This is a genomic window from Sulfurospirillum sp. HTRB-L1, from assembly GCF_059415125.1.
This window is the reverse complement of sequence record NZ_JCAHZR010000010.1, coordinates 51759-77300: the sequence shown is the minus strand read 5'-3', so window position 1 is coordinate 77300 and position 25542 is coordinate 51759. Positions and strand designations below refer to the sequence as shown.

Genomic DNA, 25542 nt, shown 5'->3' with positions numbered 1-25542 from the left:
AGAGATGATGTGGGCGAAGTTTAGAACGCCAAAAGGATTTTGCCATGACTTTTTTTGATTCATACACCGATTTTTGAATAAAAGAAGAAATAAAAGAAAAAGAGGAGTAATTACTGCACACAAACGCCTTACATGTAAGGAAAAATCCCTTACATGTAACGCAGTGGAAAGAGGATGATGGCTAGTCCCGCAAAGGCTAAACCAAGGCGCACAAAGAGCGTGTGCCGTTCACCCACAAGGGCGTGGGAGAGCAAGGCGAGGCCAAGGGCGATTTTTAAAAAAGAGACAAGGGCGAGCCAAAAATGGGTTTGGGGGTAAAGGAGTGCGTCGTTGAGTAAAAACGCCACGGGGATGATGTACAGCCCAATGCCCAGCTTCATGGCCTTTGCCGCTACGCCAAACCACGGGGTTTGGGCCATGCCCGAAGCGATAAACACCGTCCCACACACGGGTGGCGTGATGGTGGAGAGCAGGGCAAACCAAAAGATGAACAAGTGGGCTTGCAAAGGTGCTAAGCCAAAATCTTCCAAGATGGGCCCAGCCACAGAAACGCAAATGATGTACGCCGCTGTGGTAGGTACTTCCATGCCCAAAATAAGACAAGCAAGGGCGGTGAGTAGCAATGCAAGCCACAGTTGGCCATCGGAGAGATACAAGATGGCGGAGGTGATTTTTACCCCAAAACCTGTGATGTTAAGCACCCCGATGATAATCCCTGCGCAAATGATGACCGAAGCAATGGTGGCAATCTGCCGTGACGCGGTGATGCACGCCTCCACAAAAGTACTCCAAAAACGCGCAAAGGAAGGCTGCCACGTGCGGTCTACGAGTAGCAAGGCCACACTAATAAAAATGGCGTAAGCTGCGGCAAGTTGCGGGGTTTTCCCCAGTCCTAAAAGGGCGTAAAGGAGTACGCCAAAAGGGAGGATGAAAAAGGGGCTAAGTTGCAAGACAAGGCGTGTTTGGGGGATATCTTCTTTGTTCATGGCTACAAGGTTGTATTTTCTGGCAAACACATCGATGCCAATCCACACCGTAAAGAAAAACAACAAGGCAGGAAAAATGGCTGCGGCCATGATGTTGGCGTACTTGGTGCCCAAAAGTTCGGCCATGATAAACGCACCCGCGCCCATGAGTGGGGGCATGATTTGCCCGCCCGTGGAGGCCACCGCTTCCACTGCACCCGCTAGTGAAGGCGGGTAGCCAAGGCGTTTCATGGCGGGGATGGTAAAGGCACCTGTGGAGGCGACATTGGCCGAGGCGGAGCCTGAGATGGAGCCAAAAAACCCAGAAGCCAAGACCGAGACCTTCGCCGCGCCCGCGCGTAAACGGCCTGCGAGTTTGGTGGACATGGACATAAAGGCCGTCCCGCCTTCGCCCGCTCCCACAAAGGCGCCAAGGATGACAAAAATGGCGACCACATTGACCGATACGCCTGTTAAAGAACCGTAAATGCCGCCCTCGGCGATGACAAGGGTGCCCAAAAAACTCTCAATAGGGATGCTCTGATGCCCAAACTGCCCAGGGATGTGGTGCCCCCAAATCCCATACGCCAACGCGATGGCGGCGGTGAGGGGCAAGGCAAGCTTGATGGCGCGCCGTGCCATTTCAAGGACGACAAGGAGCAACACAAGGGCAATGCCAAACTGCAAAGGCGTTTCCAAATACCCGTACTGGTCGCTAAGCATGTCGTGAAAAAAGACAATGTAAAAACTCGCCCCAAGCCCAAGAGTCAGCAACCCGTAGCCGCTGTAACGCGCAACAGCGGAGCTAGGTTGTTCGCCAAGCAAAAAGACCCACGGAAGTACCAGTGCGAGGTGCAAAGGGCGGGTGACGAGGTTGGGAAGCAAGCCTGTGAAGATGATGTAGAGGTGGAAACCAACGGTGAGAAAAGCGAGGGTTGCCACCAGTAGTGTCTTAAATCTCATGGATTAGTACAATCCTTCGGGGATGGTTACGCCGATTTCACGGTAGTATTTAAGCGCGCCAGGATGCAAGGGGGCGTAAAAGGTGCCAAGCAAGTCAGGCGTGATGGCTTTCCACCAAATGTTTTGGCGTTCAAGGCGAGGCTTAGACTCCCAAAAGGCTTTAGTAAGGGCGTACGCGGTCGCTTCGCTCATTTGGGTGGTGGTGTAAAGCACAACGGGAAGGGTGGTGGTGCTAAAGTCTTCCTCAACACCCGCGTAGGTGCCAGCAGGGATGACGAGTTTGTCCCGTTTGGTAAGGGCGATTTGGGCATCGCTCATGGAGAGGATGTGGATGTCCATGCTCGCGGCCGCTTCGATGACATTGGGCGCGGGGTAGGAACCTGACGTGGCAAAACCGTCGATTTGCCCGTTTTTAAGGGCAGTTACAGCGCCTGAGAGTTCGGCGTCGATGAGTTTGACATCTTCTTTGAGGCCAAGAAGTTCGATGTATTTTTCTGCTTCATTGGCGCCAAAACTGCCTTTTCCGATGAGTAGGGATTTGCCTTTGAGGTCATCGAAGGTTTGGATGCCTGCGTTTTTAGCGACGACAAAGTGCATGGTGATGAAAGGAAAAGGAAAGAGTGAGCGAATGGAGGCGTAGTCACTGGGGATGTCTTTTTCAAACATGCCTTGACCCGCTTGGGCGAGGCTGACAAGACCCGGAGGCGTGGTAAAGAGGTAGTTTCCGCCCCGTCGGCGCGCTTCTTTGACGTTTTGCACAGAACCTTGGCTCTCTTCGATGGTGATAGAAAAGGCGTTGTTGGTGGCTTGGGTGATGGTTTCGCCCACTTGAACGGCCATTTGGTAGTAAGAAGAGGCGGCTTTGGCGGCTTTGAGGGTGATGCGTTCGCTCGCGTTTGCGCCAAGAGCAAGGGCGCAAACAGCACACGCAAGAAGGGGTTTAAAAACCTTCATGGTGACTCCTTGGGATGATTTGTGATGGGCGATTGTAGCGCGTTAAAGATAAAGAGCGGCAAAAATGCTTTATCTTGGCTGAAATTTGCTTTTAAAGGCGGCCTCCATCGCCGCTTTCCAGACCAAAAAATGGGGGTTCTGGGTGGGGTGAAAGAGAAGGGAGAGGGTGCGCGAAAAGGTGAGGTTGATGAGGGGCACGTGAAATAAAGTGCCCTGTTTGAGTTCGTTTTGCACCACAAAGCGAGAGAGGCACGAGAGGGTTTTACGTCCTTTGAGGGCCTCCTTGATGGCTTCGTTGCTGTTGATTTCAAGGGCAACTTTGGGGCGCACTCCTTGGGGCAGGGCGTTTTCAAAGACCTCTTTGGTGCCTGAGCCTTTTTCGCGCAAAATCCACGGCAAAGAGGCTAAGGTGTCGATGAACACGGGGGTTTTGGCAAGGGTTTTGTCTCCACAAACCACGATGAGCTCATCCGTGGCAAGGGACTCCACGCAAAAGTCTCCTTGGGGAACCTTGCCCTCCACAAACCCCGCGTCACTCTCGTGGGCAAGAAGCTTGGCGATGATGGTTTCGGAGTTCTCGATGCGCAAATCAAAGCGGGCATTGGGGTGGGTGTGGGAGAAATCTAAGAGCATGGAAGGAAGCAAATAGGTCCCGATACTTTGGCTCACCGCAAGGCGCAAATGAAAAAAATCTCCTTGGCGCAAGGTGGCCGCAAGGGCGGAAAGTTTGGCGTGGAGTGGGGTCGCTTGGGCATGAAAAAGACGCCCGCGGTCGTTGAGAAACAGTTGCTTACCTTGGCGTTCAAACAGCGCCCCGCCAAGGTCGCGCTCTAACTCTTTGAGGGAGAGGGAAAGGGCAGATTGGGAGATGCCAAGGGCCTGCGCGCTGTGGGTGACGTGGCCAAGGTTCGCAAGGGTGAGAAAGTGGTCAATCTGTTTGAGGGTCATGAGGGTTTCCATTTTGAATACGTTTTTAAAGCAAAGCTCTAAAAACTACGCTAACGCTGAGTTCTGCTCAGCGCAGGGCTCGCGCACCTTTGGTGCTTGCATTTCTTTTAAAACACGTTTCAAAAGAAATGCATTTAAAATTTAAATGATTTTAACAAAATAAATATATTTTACTTATAAAATCCCAAGTGCTACAATTGCCTTTCAAAAGACGTTTGGACTCACCCTATTTCGAGACGAGTTATCCACAATGGGTACCCCAAAGCTAACGCTTTGACCCATTGGGATAAAGTCTCTCTTGCGGGTGAGTCCAAACGTCTCACTTCTTTACATGTAAAGGAAAACAAGGATGTTTTGGCGCGGTTTGATAGTGTTATTTTTCTTAAGTGGCCTTTGGGGTGGACTTGCCCTTGTACTCACCGCACAAGGCTATCACGTTAGCCCGCTCATCACTGCGGTCCTTGGCGGGATGGCTACGAGTGCGGTGTTTCCGCGTCTTGGCGCGTGGCTGGGGCAAAGCGGGGCACTAAAATTTGGCACCAAAGAGTTGTTGCGCCTTGGCATCGTGCTGTACGGGCTTCGCATTAGTCTCGACCAAGTGTGGCAGGTGGGCTTTGCAGGGGCTGGACTGGCCCTTTTGGTGGTGACAAGCACTCTAAGCCTTGGGTGGTTTTTGGGGCAAAAAATGGGACTAGACAAACACAGTGCCTTGCTCATCGGGGCGGGCAGTGCCATCTGCGGCGCCGCGGCGGTTTTGGCGGTGCAGTCGGTCACGCGCAGTGAGAGTGAAAAAGTAGTGGCGGCTGTGGCCACGGTGGTGCTCTTTGGGACGCTAGGAATGCTTGTGTACCCGTGGGCGCTCTCTAGCGTGGAGAATCCCTTTGTCCAAGGGCTTATAGCGGGCGGTACCTTACACGAAGTGGCGCACGTGGTGGGTGCGGGGGCGGGACTCCCTAAAGAAGCCGCGCAGGTAGCGGTCATCGTGAAGATGATACGGGTGATGTTTTTGGTGCCTGTGCTCTTTGTGTTGCTGTTTCTTTTTAAGGCCAAGGGCGAAAAAAGCGGAGTGCGGGAGGCGTTTCCGTGGTTTGCCCTCTTTTTTCTGGGCATAGTGGGACTAAATTCGGCGGTAGAGGTGCCTTTTAAGCAGGTGCTTTTAGAGGTGGATACGATGTTGCTTAGCATCGCCATGTGCGCCTTGGGCCTCAACACCCACACCAAAACCCTCCGCCACATGGGCGCCAAACCTTTTTTGCTTGCAAGCGTACTGATGGTCTGGCTTGTAGGTGTCGGGGCGGGGGTGGCGTGGCTTTACATGTAAGGAACCCCTTACATGTAAAGCCGCTCCCTTTTAGTATATCCACCCCACCTGTACCAACACCCGTGTGTTGCGTTCAGGTTCGCTTCGTACTTTCTCTCCTCCGATGACCCTAGCAACTTGGACTCTGGTGAAAAACTCTTTGAACGCCGCTTGGTAGCCTACGCCTATGTCACTCAGGTGTTTTGATGTGCTGTTATTGCTAAGTTCGTTTTGCATCTTGGCGTAGCCTGTGTCTGCAAAGAGGCTAGCGCGGTGGCTTATGCCCTGTACGCTTGGCAGTGCGTAGAAAAGTTCCGCGCCCAAGATGTAGCCATTTTCTGCACTATGTTCGCCATCAGGAAAGGCTCTCACCCCATACGCACCTCCCAAGGAAAAGTCTTCCGACCCATCAAGGTTTTTGCCGCCTAGGGCGTGTTGAAACCGAAGGCTCGTGGTGAGGGAGTAGGTTGGGTTAAAGTAAACCGACTGTTCGATGCTTCCTGTGAGTTTTGAGTACGACCCTTGCGTCTTGGCACCCGCCGCGTCTTGGGCTTTTGCGATGGCATCATCGATGCTTAAACGCCCGTGAGTAAGGGCAAGCGAAACCGTCGTGTTGGCATTAAGCCCCAAGAAAAGTCCTGTGCGGGTATAGTCCCCGCCAAGAGTGAGGGCATTGGACTCTTTGGGGGTTTTGACATTGGCACTTTGTATCTTGTCTTCCATGTCCTTGTGGGCAAAGCCCATGGAAAAGTTAAGGGTTTCTTGACGGGTGCGGATGAGTGGGTAGGAAAGCTTTGCTTCAAGGGTGGTGGCATTGCCTAGGGCATCGAGGGCTTTGTACTCTTTGGCTAAGGAGTAGGTAGTGTGTGAGGCACTAAGTTCTCCTCGAAGGCCATTGTGCATGAGGGGGAAGTTGTACGCCACTTTGCCATTTTTCAAATCACCCGTGGAGGAAAGTACGCCATTGAGGCTGAGTTTGTCCCCATAGCCAAAGGGCGAGAGGGCGTTGAGCCCAAGGTTGAGGCGGTAACGTCCTGTGTACCTGCTCCCGTAATTGTCCCCGATGGCATAGGCTGTGTAAGGAGAGGTGGCTTCGGTTTGGATTAAAAAGTCACTGGTGCCCACAAGCGTTCCTGGCATGATGTCTGCCCTAGTAACCTTGGCGCCGGGGGTGTCGTTGATGAGCAGCATGGCGCGTTCTAGGGTGTTGACACTGATGATGTTGGCTTCTTTGACTGCATCAAGCAACCCTTGGACGTTTGCGTCGTTGACTAGGGAAGTGTTGGAGAGGGTAAATGCACCGTAATTGCCCTCAATCACCGCAAGGGTTAAGGTGTCTTTGGCGATGGCCTCTTGGGGAATATACGCCCTTGCGACAAAGTAGCCTTTGTTTCGGTAGTGTGTAGTCACCACCGAAGCGATGCTTTTGAGCCCTTCAAAGGTGTGTGCTTTTCCAAGAAAGCTTTGCACTAAGGTTTCTAACTCTTGGCTTGGAATGTGCCCATTGCCCTCAAACACAATGCGCGCGATAAACACCGTTGCTTCGGCACTAGGTTGCGCTGCGGGTGTGGCCTTAGAAGGAGTGGGAGAGAGGTCGGGGATTTCGTTGTTTGGCCCTTCTTTTTCTTGGACAATCTTGGGCACGATGAGTTGTTTTTCAATATCTCCAATACGCGGAGGCGCGGCCAAAAGGGCTGTGGTTACACAAAGCAATAGGGTAGTTGTAGGTTTCATCTTGTTTCCTCTTGGTCAACATAATCAGGCAATCGTACACCCCCGTTGATGATAGCGATGTTTCCATTGCCCCAAAAAGGCAAAGGGCCACTGGCTGCCACTAAAGGTGTAAAAGCTTGTGGGCTTTGTTGCATCTGCTCTACAAAGGCAGTAGAGACGAGGCTGGCGGTACCATTTTCAATGTGGGATACGTCGGGGGTGGGTGGTTGTGGTGTTGGAGCAGGTGTTGGTGTTGGTGTTGGTGTTGACCCACCACTTTTTGTGCCGATGACCCATACTGGACCGCTGCTTGCCATTCTAAGAGTCGGATAGTTTTTTGCAAGGGTAGTGTCTTCTAAGATGTCCCAACCTGCATAGGTTGCGAGGGTTTTCATCTCTTCGGTGGTTTTACCCACACCTCCTGCTGAAGTTGCTTGTCCTGAGGTTTGCGTGTTCCAAAAAGAGACAGCGTCGATTGTGCCAGTGATGCTTTTTGTGGAATCACTAACATCAACATAAGTATTGTCACCTACTAATCCACCGACATTTGTCCCACCCGCTACTTCACCCATCGCGTATGAGGTTTTGATGTCACCTACATTGAACCCAACTAGTCCACCAATTACTTGGGTTCCAGTCACTTTTCCTGTGGCGTATGTGTTGGCAATGGATGTTTCTTGATCATTTATTCCAACCAGTCCACCGACATATCGTGCGCCAATCACCTCTCCTGCGGCATAGCTGTTTGCAATGCTTGATGTTTCAGACGACAACACTCCCACAAGTCCGCCGATATAGTCAGCAGTACCCGTCACACTTCCAGATGCATAGCTGTTTGTGATGCCTGCAATACTAGCTCGCCCCACAAGTCCACCGACACTTTGACGACCAGTGACACTTGCAGTGGAATAACTGTTTGTGATATTTTGCTTGGAAAATATTCCCACAAGCCCACCAATATAATCACCACTACCTTCCACACTCCCTGTGCTATAGCTGTTGGCGATGGCTGTCAAACTAGCCCCTCCCACAAGTCCGCCAACTTCAGACTGACCCTTTATATTTACATTAGTGACTCCAATATTTTGTATCGTGGCTATACCTGTAGAGCCAAACAATCCAACCGCATCTGTAGTTGGACGATTGATAAACAAATCTGCGATGGTATGATTTGCTCCATTGAAGTTTCCTCTAAATGGATTATCTTGATTTCCAATAGGATTCCAACCTGCACTGCTGTTCGCTGTAGCACTTGCTAAGTCTGCATAGCCTGCGGTTGTGTTATCTATGTTGTTTGAAAGGGCAAAAAAGTAACCATTGGTTAAAACATCACTGTTGTAGTTGATGTTTTGCAGTTGTGTCCAGTTGGTGAGGGTGTAGGGGTTTGCTGATGTTCCATAGCCCCCTTGAAAAAGCGTTTCGTAATGCGTGAGGATATCTTGTGCTCTTGTTACGCCTGTTAGGTACGGTAGTCCCCCGCCAGCTTCATAGCCCGCTACCGCAGCACCACGCCCAGCAGCAGGAAATGACCAGATGTCTGTATCCCAGCTAGCATAAGTCGCTGAGTCCATCATTTGGGCGGTGGTTTTACCCACACCTCCTACTGAAGTTGGTTGTTTTGAGGTTTGGGTATCCCAAAAAGAGAGAGAGTCGATTGTGCCAGTGTATGATGTAAATCCTATAGTAGCAGTATCGTTACCGACTAGCCCGCCGACATTTGTCCCACCCGCTACTTCACCCATCGCGTATGAGGTTTTGATGTCGCCTAGATTCTCGCCAACCAATCCACCTACATTAATAACCCCAGTTATCTTTCCTGTGGCATAGGAATTTATTATACTGCCACTGCGATTTTCTCCAGCCAATCCACCGACATTATTAGCGCCAGTTACTTCTCCTGTAGCATAGGAGTTGGCTATAGATGCAGTGTCAGAGTTGTTGAGTCCAACAAGACCACCAACGAACTCTGCAGTAGTACCAATAACCTTCCCTGTTGCATAAGAATTACGGATAACTCCTTGATTGCCACCTACCAATCCTCCAAAATAAATACCACTTCCCTCTACCTGTGCTAATGAATAAGAGTGATCGATGGTTGATTGATTTTGACCTACAAGTCCTCCTCCAATCTGGTAAGACACTTTTACTATTCCACTGGTATAGCTATTTTTGACAGTACCACCATTGACCCATCCAGCCAATATACCAACGTATGTCTTACCCGTTATGTCTGCATCGATAACGCCAATATTTTCGAGTGTTGCATTCAAGGTGTGTCCAAATAGTCCTATTCGCTGAGCGGTACTATTATTGATAAAAAGATTGCCAATAGTGTAATTGGCTCCATTGAAGTTTCCGCTAAATGAATTAACTTGATTTCCAATAGGATTCCACCCTGCACCGCTGTTCGCTGTAGCACTTGCTAAGTCTGTATAGCCTGCGGTTGTATTGTTGATGTTGTTTAAGAGGGTAAAGTATTTGCTAAGTATAGGGATGTTGTAGTTGATGTTTTGCAGTTGTGTCCAGTTGGTGATGGTGTAGGGGTTTGCTGATGTTCCATAGCCACCAGCAAATAATGTTGTTTGAGCAGGTCTATCGGCAATGGCAGTGACATTTTTAAGATAAGCTAATCCTATACCATAGCCTGCTACTCCACTACCACTTCCATATGCCCATATTGTGCTATTCCATCCTGCATCGGTGTACAGGAGTGGATCTTGCATTTGGGCAGTGGTTTTGCCCACACCTCGTGCTGAAGTTGTTTGTCCAGAGGTTTGGGTGTTCCAATAGCTGTTAGTGACAGCGCCTCCCATAGAAAACGCACCCACAAGTCCACCGGTCAAAGTTGTTCCCGTTACACGCCCTGTGGCGTAGCTATTTGTGATTGGTGATGACTGGTAAAGTGAGCCCACAAGTCCACCGACAGCTTGTACTCCTTCTACACTTCCTGTGGCGTAACTATTTGTGATCGATGATGTGGTGTAAGCCGCTCCAAGAAGCCCACCGACTTCATTGCCACTACCTATTACATCCGCCGTAGCATAACTATTTGTGATAGTGGAAGAACCATTCGTCACTCCCACAAGCCCACCGACCATAGCGCGTCCCGTTACACTGCCAGTAACATATGCATTGGTGATGGTGGTTCCATTGTAGACGACTCCCGCCAATCCAGCGGTTCCATCCATGCCTGTTATATTGGCATTGACAATGCCAATATTGCGTATTGTAGCGCCATATGTTAAACCAAATAATCCAACATAGTTCGTGGTTGGGCGGTTAATATACAAATCTGCGATGGTATGCCCTAAGCCATCAAAGGTTCCTTTAAATTGATTTGTTTGAGTTCCAATCGGCGAAAACCCTGCACCGCTGTCCCATGAGGAAGTCGCTGAAGCATCAATGTTGCCACCTAGCGCATACTTTCCGTTCAGTGCTTGATTGGCCCATTGGAGTTGGTAGACATTATAGATGGACACCAAACCGTTTACGCCAAAGATAACTTTATTGGTTGTGTTGGCGGCATTAAAGTAAACACCACCATTAGTGGTGTTGGTGTTTTCGATGGTAGCATTGACATATATCTCATCGCCTGCGGTGAGGGTGAGCTTTTTAGCCGTTGCCCATGTAATGTTTTCATTGACGGTGATGTCTTGGTCTGCTTGGAGTTCTATGTCAGCCGTAGTTAAGGCGTTTTGAATGGCTGTTGCACTCACACTTTCACCACCTATGCCTCCGCCTGCGGATTCGATGGTGATATTATCTGGGTCAAGGAGCCATTTTGCGGTTTTGATGATGGTGCTATCTTCTACATGTAAAGCTTTTCCCGAAGTCTCTATAAACCCACCAGAGGCATCAAGGGTGCCATCCACATGCGCACTTCCCCCATGGGCAAACAACACAATCTTCCCCTTAGCGTCTTCAAGCGACCTAGCTTCGATGATGCCTGTGTTATTTACCACACCTTTAAGCAGTTCATCTACCGCATTGGTAGTGAGGTACACTTCTCCGCCGTCTGCTTGGATAGAACCGCTGTTTTTAACCAGAGCGTCTAGGACGCCTTTGTTTACGGTGAGGTTGAGCAAGGAGTTGCCGTTAAGGTTGATACTCACAGTCTCAGCACCCACAAGATGCACATCACCCCTCAGGGCATGGATGCTTCCTTGGTTTTGTACCTCTTTGCCCGCAAGGATGGCGTAGCCTTCGCTAGAGATGGTGATAGTGCCTAGATTGAGGATGGCGTTGTTAGAAGCACCACTAAAAGTGTAGTTTCCTGCGTTAAAATCAGCATCGCTTAGCGAAGAGGTGGTGGCTAACAGTCCTGCGGTGTTGATGGAAGCGTTTTTACCAAAGAGCACGCCGTTACTATTTAAAAGCCACACTTGACCGTTGGCGTTTAGTGCGCCGTCGATGACACTGCGTTCATTACCAACGACGCGGTTGAGGGCGATGGCATTTGTGTTAGGTTGCACGAAGTTAACGGTTTCGTTTGCCTTGATGCTAAAATCTGTCCAGTTGATGGCGGCTTTTTGCGTACTTTGGGTGATGGTCGTCACAGCACCGCTTTGGGCAATGCTTGCACTACCACTGGTGACCACTCCGCCACTTGGAGCTGCGCAAAGTAGGGAAGAACTAGCAACAACAGCACTCACCACCAGTGCTATCTTGCCACCTTTTAAGATACGAAAGCGAGAGCTGTAGTCAAGGGAGAATTTCATCGCAACGCCTTTTGTGATTGTTGCAACAATTATAATACACGCGCGTTTGAAGGGCGTTTGATGAAACTTAGGATTTGTTTAATAAGCTTTACATGTAAGGAATTGTTAGGGCCATAGAAGTTCCGTTGTTGTGAAAAAACCTCGCCTGTGTTTTAAACTTGCTTTTCACAAGTGTGGTGATGATGTCCATCCCAATGCCTGAATTTTTTGTGCTGCCGTTAAAGCCTGTGCCATTGTCCGAAACCAACACACTGATGCGCTCTTTTTCTTGGCTGATAGTTACGGTGATTTTAGGCGCGCTGATCCCTTTAAACGCATATTTGATGGAGTTGCTGACAAATTCGTTGAGGATGATGCCAAGGGTGATGGAGTGGTGGGCGCCTAGGAAAAATTCAGGCGAATGGACTTCTTTTTGTATGTCTAGCACAGAACTTGCCAGAAGGTTATCCAAAAGCGCTGTGATGTAGTGCTTGATTTCCAATGTTTTGTGGGTTTCGTTTTGGCGGAGTTTGTCGTGCGCCAAAGAGATGGCGGAAATAGTGTTGTGGATATCTTCCAAAGACTGGGAAGTGTCCTTTTGCAAAGAGTGCAAAGAGACGATACTGGCAATCACTTGAAGGTTGTTTTTGACCCGGTGGTCTAATTCTTGGTACAAAAGCTCTTTTTCTCTTTCTGCTTCTTTGCGCGCGGTGGTGTCCCGACTGATGCCATGGTAACCGACGACGGTGTTGTGTTTGTCATACACGGCTTTTGAAATCACTTCGCCCCAGATGAACGAACCGTCTTTGCACTTGTGTTGCACTTCAAAGGTCGAATGGAGGTCATTTACTGCCGCTTCTTTGCTCTCTTGCCTTTGCTTAATGCGCTCCATGACAAGGGCGATGCCCTCCTCCGTAAACATTTCAAAAACATGACGCCCTACCAATTCTTCGGGCTTAAAGCCAAGCTTTTCTTCCACGGAAGGACTGATGTAGGTGAGAAAATGATTGCTGTTTGCTTTCCAAATCACATCGGTCACGTCTTCAGTAAGCTCGCGGTAGAGGGTTTCGCTGGCTTTGAGCTTTTCTTCCGCTTCTTTGCGTTGGCTGATTTCTCGTCGCAGCACGTAAATCCAGTATCCCGCCAAGGCAAGTGCTAATGCAATACCTAGCCACTTAAACATCATCATGCCAGTCCGTCCACTTTGCAGCCAAATCCGCTAGCATACTGAAAAATCGTATGGTGCAGTTTTTTTCTCAAGCGGTACACCAAACCCCTTCTTGTTGAGGCACTGGTGGGTTCATTGTCCCAAATACAGCACTCTATGCTAGACATGGGGACAAAAAATCCTTTGCTAAGGTAGCACAGATGAAAGAGGTCGGATTCTTGCTTGGAGAGGACGATGTGTTGGTTTTTGTAAAAAAGCATCCGTGTTTCTTTGTTGTAGGTAAAATCAGGGTTTATTGTGGCGCTTTTCAGGTTCGTAGCAACAAGTTTGAGCGCGGCATTGAGGTCAATCTCCTTAAACGGCTTCGTGATATACGCAGCAGGATGGGTGTCTAGCGCTCTCTCGACCATTGCATCATCCCCGTAGGAAGTGAGGTAGATGACGCAAAAATTGCTCATTTTTTTGAGGTGTTTGACCACCTCTATGCCCGATTCGTTGTTTTCAAGTTTGATGTCGCTTAAGACAACCTGGGGTTTGTTGGCACGAAAAAGCGCGCAAGCCTCTTCAAAATTTCCCGCATGGCCCGTCACTTCAAACCCCTTTTTTTCCAACATCTTTGTCAGATTTAAGGCGATAAGTGGCTCATCTTCTATAATCATCACTTTAAGCATGGGCACCTTTTTACTGGGTTTTGAGTAAGTCTATTATATACATGTAGGATGAAATTTCATTGAGATTGGGTGTTTTGTGGCGCTTTTTATACCCCCGCTGCCATGGCTTGCATATTTTTAGCGCTGTTGTGCAGGGCTTCGAGTTCTTCGGGGAGGAGTTTGTAGTTGAGGATTTTGCTTGCCCCTTTGCGGGTGATGACCACGGGGACGTTAAGCACCACGTCATGCAAGCCGTATTCGCCCTCTAGGTAAACGCCTAGGGGAAGGACGGAATGTTCGTCATTGGTGATAGCGCGGATGATGCGAAAAACACTCGCGGCGGTGCTGTGGTTGGTGTTGCCTTTTTTGTGAAAGACTTCGTAGCCTGCATTGATGACATCGCGGTAGATTTGAGCGCGCTCAAGCAGTGGCAAGCCATTGAGCGAGCAAAAGGTGTCCACGTCTAACCCGCAAATGTTGCAAATGCTCCAGGGCAATGTGCTTCCCTTGCCGTGTTCGCCTAAAATGTACCCGTTGATGTTTTTAGGGTCGATGCCCACTTTTTGACTCACAATCTTCATAAACCGCGCCGTGTCCACCAAGGTGCCCGCACTGATGAGCCGCTCCCTTGGATACAACCCTTCTTTGTACGCGATGTGCGTGAGCACGTCCACGGGGTTGGTCACCATGATGAGAATGGCGTGGGGCGCGTAGGTGTAAACTTTGTGGACAATCTCACGAATGAGCAGGGCGTTTTCACCCAACAACTCGTCTCTGGTTTGCGCACCTTTAAGCTGTGCACCCGCGGTAATGACGATGACATCGCACCGCGCGCAATCGGCGTACTCACCGCTGTGCAAATGGGTGTTGCGCGCGTAGGTAAAAGACTCTACGTACGAAAAATCCGCCACTTCGCCAAGGGCCTTTTCCTTGTTGCGGTTGACTAAAACAATTTCTCGCACATTGCCCAGCGTCAACAAGTAATTCACCAGTTCAACCCCAACCCCACCTGCCCCAATGATTCCTACGCGCATTCGCTTCCTTTAAACTAATGGCGAAGTATAGCAAAGAGGAGGGGTAAAAACAGTGCTAAAAAATGGACAAAACCTTTACATGTAAGGCACCAAAAGCCGGTACCCGTAATTTTGTGTTTCAATGCTCTCTTCGGAGAGTTTCGTGCGCAAACGTTTCACCAAAGAGCGGATGCTTGAGAGGGAAGAGAGAAAACTCTACCGTTTGGCTTCATGAAAGAAGCGCTACATGTAAGGATTTTTCCCTTACATGTAACGCAAAGAAGGCAGGAATTTCCCCCTTCTTTGTAAGGTTATACCGCCTCTATGCGCACGGGCAAAGCTTGGCGCGCGTTAGAGCCAATCACAAAATCACTTAGGGTAGCAAGGACTCTGGAGCTGTCCATGAGTCCTAATTTATTGATATTCACTCCGCTTTTGCGCAAGGCGCATCCTTCTTTTTTGTGTCCATCAACCCACACCTCCAGCGCTCCTTCGCCTTCGCGTCCTGCCCCATGTTCGATAGCAACAGCCCCAGGCAACACTCCGTGGCGAAAACGCACCCGTCCCTCGATGCTTCCGCCTGGAGAAACCAGTTTAATCCTTTGCCCGTGTGTTACCTTTTGTTCTTGGGCGGTGAGCGGGTTGAGGTCGATGTACGTTGTGGGACGAATCTCTTTAATCATTTCACTCGAAGCAGTGGCTTGGGAGAGAACGTTGGATTTGTAGCTAAAGGCGCTTAGGGGATAATCCGCCTTTGGATAGCGCTCAAAAAGTTTTTCACCGCGGGCCAAGCGTGCGGCCATAAAGGTTGGCACACCGCTAAAGGCTTCTCCTGTGAGGGCATGGCGCGCGGTACCGAGGGCTTGGTTGTAGATTTGAATGGGTTTGTTGTAAGGATGGGCCAATTTTCCCTGCGTATAGCCTTTCTCTTTTTCTTCAAACCGTCCGCCCCTAGCCATCACATAAGCGGTTTTGCGCCAGTTTTCCCCGCATGTGCTTTGCAGCAGTTTCACATAAGGCTCTAGTCCTGCGAGTTCGATCTCTTCATCGGTACACTCAGCTACCCCGCCCCCATCAAGGGCGATGTTTTCAAAGGCGCGCAAGTAGAAATCTGAAGGCCTATCAAAATTGTATGTTTCGCCATTTTTCCCTGTAATTGCCCCTGTTCCAAACCCGGGCAATCCAAGGGCCTTGCCCAGTTCAATCACAAAACTGTCCATGGAAACGGGCTCGCCGTTGGCAAAGGTCGCTTGCGGCGCGGCGATGGTGGGAAACCGTACGGCGTTGGCCTTGGTCTGGTACCCCGCCCAAGGGCTCACCACACCCCAGGTTTCATACATCACCGAATCAGGAACGATGTAATCAGCATAGCGTGAAGTTTCGTTGATAAAGGGGTCAATGGCAATAAACAAAGGTATTGCTTTTTTAGGGTCTTTTAAGAGCGCTTCAAGGGCAGTCGCACCACTTTGCCCGTAGATAATGTTGGCGTTCCAGCTAATCAGGGCGTCTAATGCATAGGGGTACTTTTTGGCGCTATTAAACACGGCTTCGGATTCTAGGGCGTTGGTGAGGGGGTACCACGCATCACGTGCGGGGTAGGGGTTCTCTCCGCGGGCGACTTTTTGCGCGTATTCGGTGGTTTTTTCATAAGCAAATCGTGCCCTATCTACACGATAACCTTGGCTCGCAACTTTGCCAGGGAAGCCTAAAAGGTTGTATTTTGCTCCGTTAAAATCTTTGTATTTCCCCCCGCCCGCGCTCATGCCGCCTTGGTAGTTGAGGTTACCGACCATGGCGCCTAGCATCATGATGGCATAGGTGGTGTAAAAGCCTGTTGTGTGCATGGTGCCCCCATGGCAATCTACCGCTGCTTTGCGCCCATGGGAGGCAAACTCTCTGGCTGTGCGGACAATGCGTGCCGCCTCTACGCCACTTTCTTGGGCGTATTCTTCTAGCGTGTACGTCAAAGCCGCTTCTTTTAAGAGGGTCATGGCACTTTTAAGGATAACGGTTTTGCCCTTGTACACAACAGGTTCATCTACAAATAAACGGGCTTGTTTGACTGTTTTAGCGGGTTCTAGGGTGTTGGTTTCTTCGTTAAACACAAGGGGTTCCCCATCTTCTTCAAGAACCGTTCCTGCTTTGTCGCCTGATTGGATAACAAGATGGGTCGCGTTGGTCCATGAAGCATCATCAAGCGCTTGTTGTGCCATTTGGGAGGGAAGTTTTAAATAGGCTTCGTTGTAACGTTTTTCTTCGATAATTACCCGCAACAAGCCCATTACAAAAGCCAAATCACCCCCTGGTTGGATGGGAATCCACTCGCTTCGGTCTCCTGCTGCCAAAGCATCGGCGTTGGTAAGCATGGGAGCAACGGTAACGCATTTGAGGTTACCGTAGGTGCGCGCTTTTGCCAAAAGTTTGGCTTGGCGTTTAAAAGGGTTTCCCGCTTGCGCAGGTGCTGTGCCAATACTCAAAAGGTATTCACAATGCTCAAAATCTGGCTTTAAATGGGGGTACCCCTGAAAATCGCCCAAATACGCCGCTTCGCCTGAGCGCATGGAGAGGCCGCAAATAGCCGTATGCCCCATGTAGTTGCGCGTACCAAAAGCTCCGATAAAACGGTTAACCATGTAGGCTTGTCGTCCCTCATTGCCCGTTCCTAAGACACAAAGGCCATTGGCTTTGGGGCCGCATTTTGGGTCATTGGGGTCCATGGGGGTTTCAAGGTCTCTAATGGCAGCAAGTCCCTTGACTTCGCCCTCACCAAATAAATCTCCACCGTGAACAATCTCTTGAAGCAGTTGTTCGGGCGTAATGCTTTGCCATCTGTTTTCACCCCGCTTGCCCACGCGTTTTAAGGGAGTCAACACCCTCCCTTTGTCGTAATGCCGGTCAAATACAACATTGCCCCTAGCACAAGCAGTGGAACGGTACAAGTGCCCACTCTTTTTGCCAAGTAGGACGAAACTCTCTTTAAGTGGCGTGTTGTAAGGGAGCCAAGGGTCCGTGGAAAGGGGGTTGTAGGGGTTGCCTGAGGCTTTGATAATTTTACCCGTAGCATTGTCAATCTTCACTCGCATGCCGCAATGGCTTGTACAGCCATTGCACACGCCGTTGCGCAGCGAAAAGGCGCTGTTTTTATCAAAAGAGGTTGCGATGACCCCTTCAGTTTTTTGTGCGTCGGCGTAAATGGCGTCTTTAGCCGGCCTTCCTTTGCGCCCCATAGTAGCCGCGGTGCTAAGCATGTCTTTGTATCCCGCCACAGAAGCGGAGGCGGCTACGAGTGAAGTTCCAATTAAAAATCGTCGTCTATTTGCTTGCATCGTTTACTCCTTGATAATGTGTTTCCATCTCTTCCTCCCAAGGGAAAATAACAGCCACAAGGGCCAATAGGGCGATAAACACTCCCCAATTTGAAGCAACGGAAACGATGCTGTTTTGCCCAAATACGTCGGGAATATAATGGGTAAAGCCAGGCATGCTACGGGGAATCTCTTGGCCGCCGATGACGGTATTCCAACGGAATAACCACACGCCAACGGCGGAAATAATCCCCACAATAACAACAAGGCTAAGGTTGTGGCGCAGTTTGCTAAAGCCCACCACCATGGGAAGGATGAGGCACAATCCGTATTCCACGTAGATCACCATATTAAAATGGAGGGAGAAAAACTGAAAAAGCAGTTCGCGCGATTGCATTCCAAAGGGCATGGCAAAACTTAGCCACAAGGCGCGTACTACCAAATCAATGACGATAAACCATGCAAGGAGCTTGGCCAAGATGGCCATCATGGAGCGGTCAACTGTTTGAGAAAGAGAGAAAAAGCGTTGGAAAATAGGCAAAAGCACCAAGAGTAAGCCCGTGCCTGAAACCATGGCGGAAGCCAAGAAAAGGATGGGCATCAGTGGGGTGTGCCACAAGGTATTAGCATGTACTGCGCCTAAAATGTAGCCCGTGTACCCGTGCACGCACAAAGCAAGGGGGATACCCACAGCGCCTAATGTAAAGCCTAAACGGTGGTCTTTTTCCAAGCTTTGCGCGTCTAAAGTAGTGCGCCCAAGGGTGAGCCAACGGTAAAAGGTGCGAGAAACGCCCTTACCTTCTTCCATGCGCTTGATGAAATAGGGGCGGTACATCACCAGAGCTTCTGCAAGGATAAGCGTGGGGTAAGCCATCAAAAGCAAAACTCCCCATTTCATGGGAGAAGTGCCAAAGTTTTCCCAGCCGTAAAGAAAAAAGTTTACCAAGCGACCAGGTTGTTTTAAATCATCAATCAAATTAAAAGGTGCCGCCACGAGCAATACAAAGGCGAGCAACAATGAAAAGCCAGCAATGGGCTTAAACTGTTTAAACCCAAACACGTGGGCAAAACTAGAGATAATAAACGCAGCAGCGGAGCTCCCTGTAAACCAAAAGTAATTTGGCACATCAATACCCCACGCCCGCATCGGCGCAATCGCCGCGATGGTACTCATCCATTCCATTATGAAACCCCCTTAGGTAGTTTTGGCCACTCTTTGTGCAACAAGCCCAGTTCTTTACGCACCACATCATCTAATAAAGGCGTGGCTTCATGTACCGCTTCAAGGCGGTTGTCTAGGGAGATGTAAAAGACTTGAGGTGCGTTGCCTTGGTGGGGTTTTAAGACAGAAGTGGGAAAGGTGGCAAGCATTTGTGCAACCTCGGATTCGGGGTCATTTTTGTCGCCAAAAATGCGGGCACCTCCCACACAGGTTTCCACGCAAGCGGGTAGTAGGCCATCTTTGAGGCGGTGAGCACAAAAAGTGCATTTATCAGCCACCTTGGTTTCTTTGTTGAAATAGCGTTTGTCGTAAGGGCAAGCACTTAAGCAGTAGCCGCACCCCCAGCACACTTCGCTATCAACCACCACAATCCCATCTTTGCGTTTAAAGGTTGCACCCGTGGGGCAAACACTCACACAAGAGGGGTTTTCGCAATGGTTGCACAGTTGGGGCACATAGCCCTTGCGCACATGGGGAAAGATTCCTATTTCAAATTCGCTCACAAAGGTGCGGTATTGTTCTTTAGGAACGGCGTTTTCAACTTTGCACGCGGCGGTACAGGCTTGACAGCCCACGCATTGGCGCAAGTCTATGACCATGGCGTAATGCACCTTGGCATCACCTATGTATTTGGGGTCTTTGGCATCGCGTCCGGGATTTTTAAGGGAAAAGGCGTGCGCACTTGTGGCTCCCGCAAGCGTTGCTAAACCGCCCCGCTTTAAAAAATCCCGTCTGGAAGGGTTGGTAGACATTGACTCTCCTTGATAAGGGTTTGTCGCAGTCTAACAACCAAAAGGGATAAACTAGGGAGTAGGAAGTAAGATGGTAAAACACGCTCCTGCGGAAGTATTCTTTACATGTAACTGACCGTGGGAGTTTTTTTCGATGATGATTTTACTCATGTAAAGCCCGATGCCTGTCCCCATGCTAGCGTGTTTAGTGCTCACATAAGGCTCAAAGATTTTCTCGATAGGCGTAATGTGCACACCGCCTCCGTTGTCACTAACCTCTACGGTTGCACATCCAGATTCTTCCTTGAGGGAGATGTAAATATGGGGGTTTACAACCTTGCGTTCGAGCAAAATATCTTTAGCATTGGCGATGAGGTTTAAGAGCACTTGCGCGACTTCGTTGCTGTAGCCAAGCACGTAAACCTCTTTTTCTTTGGTGTAGGTGCAAGCAATGGTGTTGTTGGCAAGGGAGGATTGCACGAGGTTGAGCGCATTGCTGATGGTATCCCCCAAGTTAAAGCGTTCTTGCTGTTTTTGCGGGGCAAAGAAATGGCGAAAATCATCCACGGTGTTGGACATGAAATCAATCTGCTCTTGGGCTTCTTGAACCTTTTCTTGGAGCATATGAGGGGTGAGTTTGCCCCGTTCAAAAAAGAGTTCAAGGGCAATCAAGATAGTGTTGAGTTGGGTGAGGGGTTGGCGCCATTGGTGCGCGATATTGCCAATCATCTCTCCCATGCTCGCTAGCTTGCTTTGGTGGATGAGAAGTTGCTCTTTTTCTTTGGCAATGGCTTCGTTGGCCATGCGTTTTCCAATCTCCTCTTCCACCCGTTTTTCCAAGGTCGCATTGAGCTCTTCGATGCGCCGAATGAGCACGTCAAAGCCCAGATGCAACACAACAAAGGCCACAACACCCAGGAGCATGATGATGACCACGCTTTCAAAAATGGCATGGCTTAAACGTTGTTGGGCGGGGGTGATGTCTTGGAAAAACAGCACCTCAAAAGAGCTTTGCCCAAGGGCATCTTTTTGGACGATGCGGTGGGTCGAAAAGAGAGAACTGGCGGCATTAAAGGTGGTGCGCACGTGGCGCTTGGTGTCTAGCGCGCTTAAAAAGAGCGTCTCTATGGTGCTTTCTTCGAGGGTGATAAGGGTGTCGGTGTTGATGAGCATAAACCCTTCTAGTCCCGTAAGTTCGATGATCTCAGCCAAAAAATAGCGAGGGTCAAGTTCAAACATAAGATACCCATAGTGCTTCCACGGCACGAGCACACGGTACCACAGTTTTTCATCAAGCCAAAACCCCGCTAAGGCCTCTGTGCTAGAAAGCGAGGCAGGCACGTCCCGCCCAAGTTGGGCTAAAAGAGAGCCATCAAGGGTGTAAAAGGCCATGGAAGAGAGGTGGGGATTTTCGGATTTTAGCACCTCCCATCGGTACGTTGAAAGCTCTTGCAGCAATGCACCGTTGGAGGTTTCTAGTGCCGCACTGATACCAAAGGAGTTGAGGTTGGCGTAGCCGCGGTTGCGGTAAAAATCTTCCGTGCGTTTAAGGGTTTCGGTATAGACAGAATGGATGCGCTCTACGTAAAACGTTTGGGACTCTTCGGTGAAGGTGCGCGTGTCCTTGTAGCGCAAATAGACAAAGACGAAGGAGAGCAAGACAAAAAGCCCAAGCACAAGAACGATGGTTTTAAGCTTTGTGGAAAGGCGCTCATGCAAGGTGTGCAAGTTAGCAATCAAGGGTGTATCCGATGCCGTAGTGGTTTTTGATACGTTCTTTGCCCACTTTTTTGCGCAAGGCTTTGATGAGGGCTTTGATGGCTTCTTTACTGGGCGCTTCGTAGCCCCACAGGTGGTCTTCAATCTCTTCAAAAGAGAGGGTTTGACCACGCCTGGCGATGAAATATTCCAACAACCTGCTTTCTTGGTTGCTCAGGGCGATTTTTCCCTCTTTACATGTAAGACTTTTTTCACAAGGCGCATAGGTCATGTCTAAAGAGAGCCTTACATGTAAGGCTCCGCCTGCAAGTTCAAGGGCGCAGACATGCAACGCTTCAAGCAAGGCTTCTTTGCGAAAAGGCTTGGTGAGGTATTTGGAAATTTTTTGCTCCACCGCGCGCCACAAATTGGCCTCATCGCGGTGCGCGCTTAGGACGATGATAGGAATGTTTTGGTTGGTTTTTCGCACCGCCGTGACCACCTCAAGCCCGTCCATAAGCGGCATGCAAATATCGACAATCAACACATCAGGGCGCTCTTCTTCGTAACGCTGCCACGCTTCTTTGCCATCTTTGGCAATGAGGACATGTTGAAAAAACAGCCCCAAAATTTGGGTGACATTGGAACGAATGCCCGCCTCGTCTTCGGCGTACAAAACAGTGCGGTTTTCAAGAATGTTTAAAATATTGCTCATCGCATTTCTTTGCAAGAATAAGGGTGTTTGTGGGGTATTTTAACATAAAAGAGAAAGGAGAAGAGGAAGCCTACCATGTAAGGGAAAAATCCCTTACATGGCAAGAAGTTATTTCGTCGCAGCGGTAAAAAGTGCGTTGGCTTTGTTCCAGTTGACGACACTCCACCACTCTTTGAGGTAATCCCCGCGGCGGTTTTGGTACTTTAAGTAGTAGGCATGTTCCCACACGTCAAGGGCTAAAAGAGGCTGGCCTTTCACGTCCATGATGTCCATGAGAGGATTGTCTTGGTTGGCAGTAGAGGTTACGGCGAGTTTTTTCTCAGGAGTCACGATGAGCCATGCCCAACCTGAGCCAAAGCGGGTTGCGCCTGCTTTTTGGAACTCTTCTTTCATCTTTTCTATGGAGCCAAAGTCGCGCTCAATAGCTGCTTTAAGGGCAGCTGAGGGCTCACCACCTTTACCCACGGGTGCCATGAGTTTCCAAAAAAGGTCGTGGTTGTAGTGTCCGCCACCGTTGTTGCGCACAGCGGTGTTGAAGGTGGACATTTTGGCCATTATCTCTTCCAAGCTCATCTTGGCAAGGTCAGGATAGGTGGCGACTTGGCCATTGAGGTTGTTGATATAGGCTTGGTGGTGTTTGCCGTGGTGAATCTCCATGGTTGCTTTGTCGATAGCAGGTTCAAGGGCATCAGCAGCGTAGGGAAGGGGCGCAAGAGTAAAAGGGTTTGCCATTGCAAAGGGCACCACAAGCCACGCTAGCACAAGCGTCGCAAGGGTGTGACGTGAAAGAGCGGATGTAAACATGAGAACCTCCTAAGGTGTAACTGTTGTAGTACTGCCCTGTAGACAGCCTTCTCTAACTTTTGTGTGACATCTTCTTGGCGCGGAAGAAGATTTAAAAACTTAAAAAAGACAATCTAAGAAAAATTGTACCATATTTTCGTCAAAAAAAGCGGCTTATTGATTAATTTTATTAAATTGGTAATTTTATTTCTTTTTATAAATTATTTTTAATTTTATTATTTGAGAGGCTGAACCTAAACCCAAAACCAATGGGGCAAAAACAGAGGTTAAAAGGTGGAAAATCGTAAAAATAATATGTTATTTTTGTGCCATATAAGAAAGCTGTAAGAGGCTTTGGGCTAGCATTGAATAGGACTTTATTGCACGTATCTGCCTGCTTTGTAAACGAAGAAGGGAGGGCCCATGCCGCTGCAAACTTTCGTCCCCTCAGTGTTGGACTTTTTTCGTCAAAGCGCGACAGCGATGCTTGTCGTTGCGCCAAATACTGGCAAGATTATGGATGCCAATGACGCCGCTTGTGTGCTTTTTTGCTCTCCTCCTGCATGCCTTTGTGCGATGACGCTTAAAGAGATGCATCCTCAACCCCCTTTACATACCTTTTTTAGTCCTACCGCAGCTTCCAAGGAGGAAGGGACACGTTTGAGTCTCTCTTGTGCGTGTGCCAATGGGGCGCACAAAGAGATTGCATTGCACTGTTTTCCCTTGGATGTTGCGGGGGAACCCTTATTTTTTGCAGTGGCCCGCGAGGTGACACGGGAAGCAGCGTTCAAGCACAGCCTTGAGCAACTCTTATCGCCACGCGCAAGACCCTCTTTTTATTGCAACAAAGAAGGGGAGGTGAATGTGGTAGCGGTGATGATGGACAAGGCTTGGCGCGAAGAAGCCACCCTGCGCCAACAGCTTGCCGCAAACGTGTTTACCTGTGCCAACGAGGGAATCCTCATCACAGATGCCGCAGGCAAGATTGTGGATGCTAATGGGGCTTTTGTGAAGATTTCAGGCTTTGAGCGCGATGAAATCATTGGCCAAACCCCGCGCTTATTGTGCTCCCACATGCATTCTAAGGAGTTTTTTGTTGCCATGTGGGAAGCCCTAAAGACCCAAAAGCATTGGTGTGGGGAGATTTGGAATCAACACAAAGATGGCACCTTATACCCGCGCTTGCTTACCATCAGTGCCATCGAAGATGCCCAAGGGAACGTTCAAAACTATGTGGGGTTGTACGCAGACATTTCCCACCTTAAAGCCCACGAACAAGAGCTAGAAAGGGCGGCGTATTATGATTTTTTAACAGGGTTGCCTAACCGCGCTTTTTTGATGGAAAGGCTCGAACACGCGATGTGCCGCGCCAAAAGCAAAAAAACGTTGATGGGAGTTGCATACATTGACCTTGATGGATTCAAAGCCATCAACGACACCCATGGCCACGAGGTGGGTGACGAGATTTTAGCGATTATTGCCAAACGGTTGCAAGCACAATTGCGCCAAGGCGACACCCTTGCCCGCCTAGGTGGGGATGAATTTGTCGCGATTTTAGAAGAACTCAAAGACCCCAAAGGGCACCTTCTTAGCACGCGACGCTTGCTTGAAGTGGCAAGAAAGCCTTTACATGTAAGGGGGATGGCGCTAGAACTTTCGGTGAGTATTGGGGTGGCCTTGTACCCATTGGAAACACAAGACCCCCAAGCGTTGATGCGCTACGCGGACCGCGCCATGTACCTTGCTAAAGAAGCAGGAAAAAACCGCTGTGTGCGGTACGGGTTAAGTGGCGCTTCGCTTTAAACTTACCCATTTGTACGCACCCAAAGAGAGGATGAGCAGGGAAATTCCGCTGATGAGATAGAGCGCATAAAGCATGTTGGAAAAATCGCTCAAGGTGATTTTAAAGACCACCATCAACGCTTCAATGGAAAGGGCGATGATGATAGAGGTGAGAAACTTGCTGAGCACTTTATCCTCCACTTCTTCAGACTCGCTGTAGTTTTTGTAAAACACTTCCCGTTCTAAAATGGTGCGCGCCAAATCAAAAATGGCCAAAGCGAGGGTGATGGCGATGATGGGGGTAAAAATGGTACCGATGTCATGGAGTAAACTGCCTGAAAAGAAGGAGTTGATGCTGACTTTTGCCCCAAAGGCAAGCAATACGAGCGACATGAGCAGTAGCGCAAATCCGATGAGCCCGTAGATGAGTTTGGAGGCGCGGTTAAAGGGTTGGTTGAGCTCGATGAGCGAAAGGCCTTTTAAGATGTCTAAGAGTTTAAAGTCCAAGATGAGGTACCCGCCCTCCACGGGGCGCGCGGCGGTGATGCACATATTGCCCGTGTGGGAACTGATGTAAGGGTTGCTGATAAAAATAGTATCAGGGTTGAGTTTGATTTTTGAAAACAGGTGCCCTTTGGAAAGTCCAAGGGTGATGTCATCGCGCTTTTCTTTGTAAAAGTACGAGGTCACTTGACGAAACTGCGCGTCTACCATGTAGACAAGTTCTAAGGAACGCAAGAGGTTGAAAATGGACCTAGCGTTGGTCTCATCCACATGGGTGAGGTCGTTGAGTTCGATGGTAGAGCGCATAAAGTTCTCGATGATATTGCGGTTGCGTTTAAAGATAATAACGGCTTCTTTCATGGGCACCCTCCTTGGGTATGGCGTGCATTATAATACAAAAAAGCAAGGGAAGGGGTTTATTTTCTAATCAC

At 49.4% G+C, this 25542-nt stretch carries 17 protein-coding genes; 2 read left to right on the top strand and 15 right to left on the bottom strand.

Annotated features, from left to right (window positions below; all coding sequences use genetic code 11):
* Positions 1–149 precede the first annotated feature (149 nt).
* From AC5SLM_RS13280 to AC5SLM_RS13270, 3 genes are all read right to left on the bottom strand, one after another.
* Entirely contained in the window at positions 150–1928 is a 1779-nt protein-coding gene (locus tag AC5SLM_RS13280; protein WP_495251454.1) for a TRAP transporter permease, read from the bottom strand.
* A 3-nt stretch (positions 1929–1931) separates the two neighbouring features.
* Positions 1932–2882 (bottom strand): TAXI family TRAP transporter solute-binding subunit, encoded by a 951-nt coding sequence (locus tag AC5SLM_RS13275; RefSeq protein WP_495251453.1) that lies wholly within the window; start codon positions 2880–2882, stop codon positions 1932–1934.
* 69 nt (positions 2883–2951) lie between these two features.
* Positions 2952–3842: a LysR family transcriptional regulator gene (locus AC5SLM_RS13270; RefSeq protein ID WP_495251452.1), complete on the bottom strand. Its 891-nt coding sequence runs from the start codon at positions 3840–3842 to the stop codon at positions 2952–2954.
* A 337-nt stretch (positions 3843–4179) separates the two neighbouring features.
* Here AC5SLM_RS13270 and AC5SLM_RS13265 point away from each other — a divergent pair, with 337 nt between their 5' ends.
* On the top strand, positions 4180–5151 hold the full coding sequence (locus tag AC5SLM_RS13265; RefSeq protein ID WP_495251451.1) for a YeiH family protein: 972 nt from the start codon (positions 4180–4182) through the stop codon (positions 5149–5151).
* Positions 5152–5181: 30 nt separating this feature from the next.
* Here AC5SLM_RS13265 and AC5SLM_RS13260 read toward each other — a convergent pair whose 3' ends face one another.
* The 11 genes from AC5SLM_RS13260 to AC5SLM_RS13210 form a co-directional block, all read right to left on the bottom strand.
* Complete coding sequence (locus AC5SLM_RS13260; protein WP_495251450.1) at positions 5182–6864, bottom strand: ShlB/FhaC/HecB family hemolysin secretion/activation protein; 1683 nt, start codon at positions 6862–6864, stop codon at positions 5182–5184.
* The gene (locus AC5SLM_RS13255; RefSeq protein ID WP_495251449.1) at positions 6861–11561 is read right to left on the bottom strand and encodes a beta strand repeat-containing protein; all 4701 of its coding nucleotides are present in this window, start codon (positions 11559–11561) and stop codon (positions 6861–6863) included. Before AC5SLM_RS13255 ends, AC5SLM_RS13260 begins: the two co-directional genes overlap by 4 nt.
* A gap of 88 nt (positions 11562–11649) precedes the next feature.
* Positions 11650–12729 carry a sensor histidine kinase gene (locus AC5SLM_RS13250; RefSeq protein WP_495251448.1) on the bottom strand — a complete coding sequence of 360 codons (1080 nt, stop codon included), beginning with the start codon at positions 12727–12729 and terminating at the stop codon, positions 11650–11652.
* Positions 12726–13379 (bottom strand): response regulator, encoded by a 654-nt coding sequence (locus AC5SLM_RS13245; protein WP_495251447.1) that lies wholly within the window; start codon positions 13377–13379, stop codon positions 12726–12728. The genes AC5SLM_RS13250 and AC5SLM_RS13245 overlap by 4 nt, the downstream gene beginning before the upstream one ends.
* 86 nt (positions 13380–13465) lie before the next feature.
* On the bottom strand, positions 13466–14392 hold the full coding sequence (locus AC5SLM_RS13240) for a lactate/malate family dehydrogenase (protein WP_495251446.1): 927 nt from the start codon (positions 14390–14392) through the stop codon (positions 13466–13468).
* Positions 14393–14682: 290 nt separating this feature from the next.
* Positions 14683–17697: a molybdopterin-dependent oxidoreductase gene (locus AC5SLM_RS13235; protein WP_495251445.1), complete on the bottom strand. Its 3015-nt coding sequence runs from the start codon at positions 17695–17697 to the stop codon at positions 14683–14685.
* A complete protein-coding gene (gene nrfD / locus AC5SLM_RS13230) occupies positions 17684–18859 on the bottom strand; it encodes an NrfD/PsrC family molybdoenzyme membrane anchor subunit (protein ID WP_495251444.1) in 1176 nt (391 codons plus the stop codon). Before nrfD ends, AC5SLM_RS13235 begins: the two co-directional genes overlap by 14 nt.
* Positions 18859–19650 (bottom strand): sulfate reduction electron transfer complex DsrMKJOP subunit DsrO, encoded by a 792-nt coding sequence (gene dsrO / locus AC5SLM_RS13225; RefSeq protein ID WP_495251443.1) that lies wholly within the window; start codon positions 19648–19650, stop codon positions 18859–18861. Before dsrO ends, nrfD begins: the two co-directional genes overlap by 1 nt.
* Before the next feature lie 51 nt (positions 19651–19701).
* Positions 19702–21369: an ATP-binding protein gene (locus tag AC5SLM_RS13220; RefSeq protein ID WP_495251442.1), complete on the bottom strand. Its 1668-nt coding sequence runs from the start codon at positions 21367–21369 to the stop codon at positions 19702–19704.
* A complete protein-coding gene (locus tag AC5SLM_RS13215) occupies positions 21359–22042 on the bottom strand; it encodes a response regulator transcription factor (protein WP_495251441.1) in 684 nt (227 codons plus the stop codon). The genes AC5SLM_RS13220 and AC5SLM_RS13215 overlap by 11 nt, the downstream gene beginning before the upstream one ends.
* 108 nt (positions 22043–22150) lie before the next feature.
* Positions 22151–22846: a superoxide dismutase gene (locus AC5SLM_RS13210; protein ID WP_495251440.1), complete on the bottom strand. Its 696-nt coding sequence runs from the start codon at positions 22844–22846 to the stop codon at positions 22151–22153.
* Positions 22847–23248: 402 nt separating this feature from the next.
* Between AC5SLM_RS13210 and AC5SLM_RS13205 the strand changes: the two genes are divergently transcribed.
* On the top strand, positions 23249–24628 hold the full coding sequence (locus AC5SLM_RS13205; protein WP_495251439.1) for a diguanylate cyclase domain-containing protein: 1380 nt from the start codon (positions 23249–23251) through the stop codon (positions 24626–24628).
* Here the strand turns inward: AC5SLM_RS13205 and AC5SLM_RS13200 are convergent.
* Positions 24608–25471: a PDC sensor domain-containing protein gene (locus tag AC5SLM_RS13200; protein ID WP_495251438.1), complete on the bottom strand. Its 864-nt coding sequence runs from the start codon at positions 25469–25471 to the stop codon at positions 24608–24610. The two genes, AC5SLM_RS13205 and AC5SLM_RS13200, sit on opposite strands and share 21 nt — an antisense overlap.
* Between the last annotated feature and the right edge of the window lie 71 nt (positions 25472–25542).

Excerpts from the sequence above, each read along its gene's own strand:
- AC5SLM_RS13280 (WP_495251454.1), bottom strand. The coding sequence starts at position 1,928 with ATGAGATTTAAGACACTACTGGTGGCAACCCTCGCTTTTCTCACCGTT.
- AC5SLM_RS13275 (WP_495251453.1), bottom strand. The coding sequence starts at position 2,882 with ATGAAGGTTTTTAAACCCCTTCTTGCGTGTGCTGTTTGCGCCCTTGCT.
- AC5SLM_RS13270 (WP_495251452.1), bottom strand. The coding sequence starts at position 3,842 with ATGGAAACCCTCATGACCCTCAAACAGATTGACCACTTTCTCACCCTT.
- AC5SLM_RS13265 (WP_495251451.1), top strand. The coding sequence starts at position 4,180 with ATGTTTTGGCGCGGTTTGATAGTGTTATTTTTCTTAAGTGGCCTTTGG.
- AC5SLM_RS13260 (WP_495251450.1), bottom strand. The coding sequence starts at position 6,864 with ATGAAACCTACAACTACCCTATTGCTTTGTGTAACCACAGCCCTTTTG.
- AC5SLM_RS13255 (WP_495251449.1), bottom strand. The coding sequence starts at position 11,561 with ATGAAATTCTCCCTTGACTACAGCTCTCGCTTTCGTATCTTAAAAGGT.
- AC5SLM_RS13250 (WP_495251448.1), bottom strand. The coding sequence starts at position 12,729 with ATGATGATGTTTAAGTGGCTAGGTATTGCATTAGCACTTGCCTTGGCG.
- AC5SLM_RS13245 (WP_495251447.1), bottom strand. The coding sequence starts at position 13,379 with ATGCTTAAAGTGATGATTATAGAAGATGAGCCACTTATCGCCTTAAAT.
- AC5SLM_RS13240 (WP_495251446.1), bottom strand. The coding sequence starts at position 14,392 with ATGCGCGTAGGAATCATTGGGGCAGGTGGGGTTGGGGTTGAACTGGTG.
- AC5SLM_RS13235 (WP_495251445.1), bottom strand. The coding sequence starts at position 17,697 with ATGCAAGCAAATAGACGACGATTTTTAATTGGAACTTCACTCGTAGCC.
- nrfD (WP_495251444.1), bottom strand. The coding sequence starts at position 18,859 with ATGGAATGGATGAGTACCATCGCGGCGATTGCGCCGATGCGGGCGTGG.
- dsrO (WP_495251443.1), bottom strand. The coding sequence starts at position 19,650 with ATGTCTACCAACCCTTCCAGACGGGATTTTTTAAAGCGGGGCGGTTTA.
- AC5SLM_RS13215 (WP_495251441.1), bottom strand. The coding sequence starts at position 22,042 with ATGAGCAATATTTTAAACATTCTTGAAAACCGCACTGTTTTGTACGCC.
- AC5SLM_RS13210 (WP_495251440.1), bottom strand. The coding sequence starts at position 22,846 with ATGTTTACATCCGCTCTTTCACGTCACACCCTTGCGACGCTTGTGCTA.
- AC5SLM_RS13205 (WP_495251439.1), top strand. The coding sequence starts at position 23,249 with ATGCCGCTGCAAACTTTCGTCCCCTCAGTGTTGGACTTTTTTCGTCAA.
- AC5SLM_RS13200 (WP_495251438.1), bottom strand. The coding sequence starts at position 25,471 with ATGAAAGAAGCCGTTATTATCTTTAAACGCAACCGCAATATCATCGAG.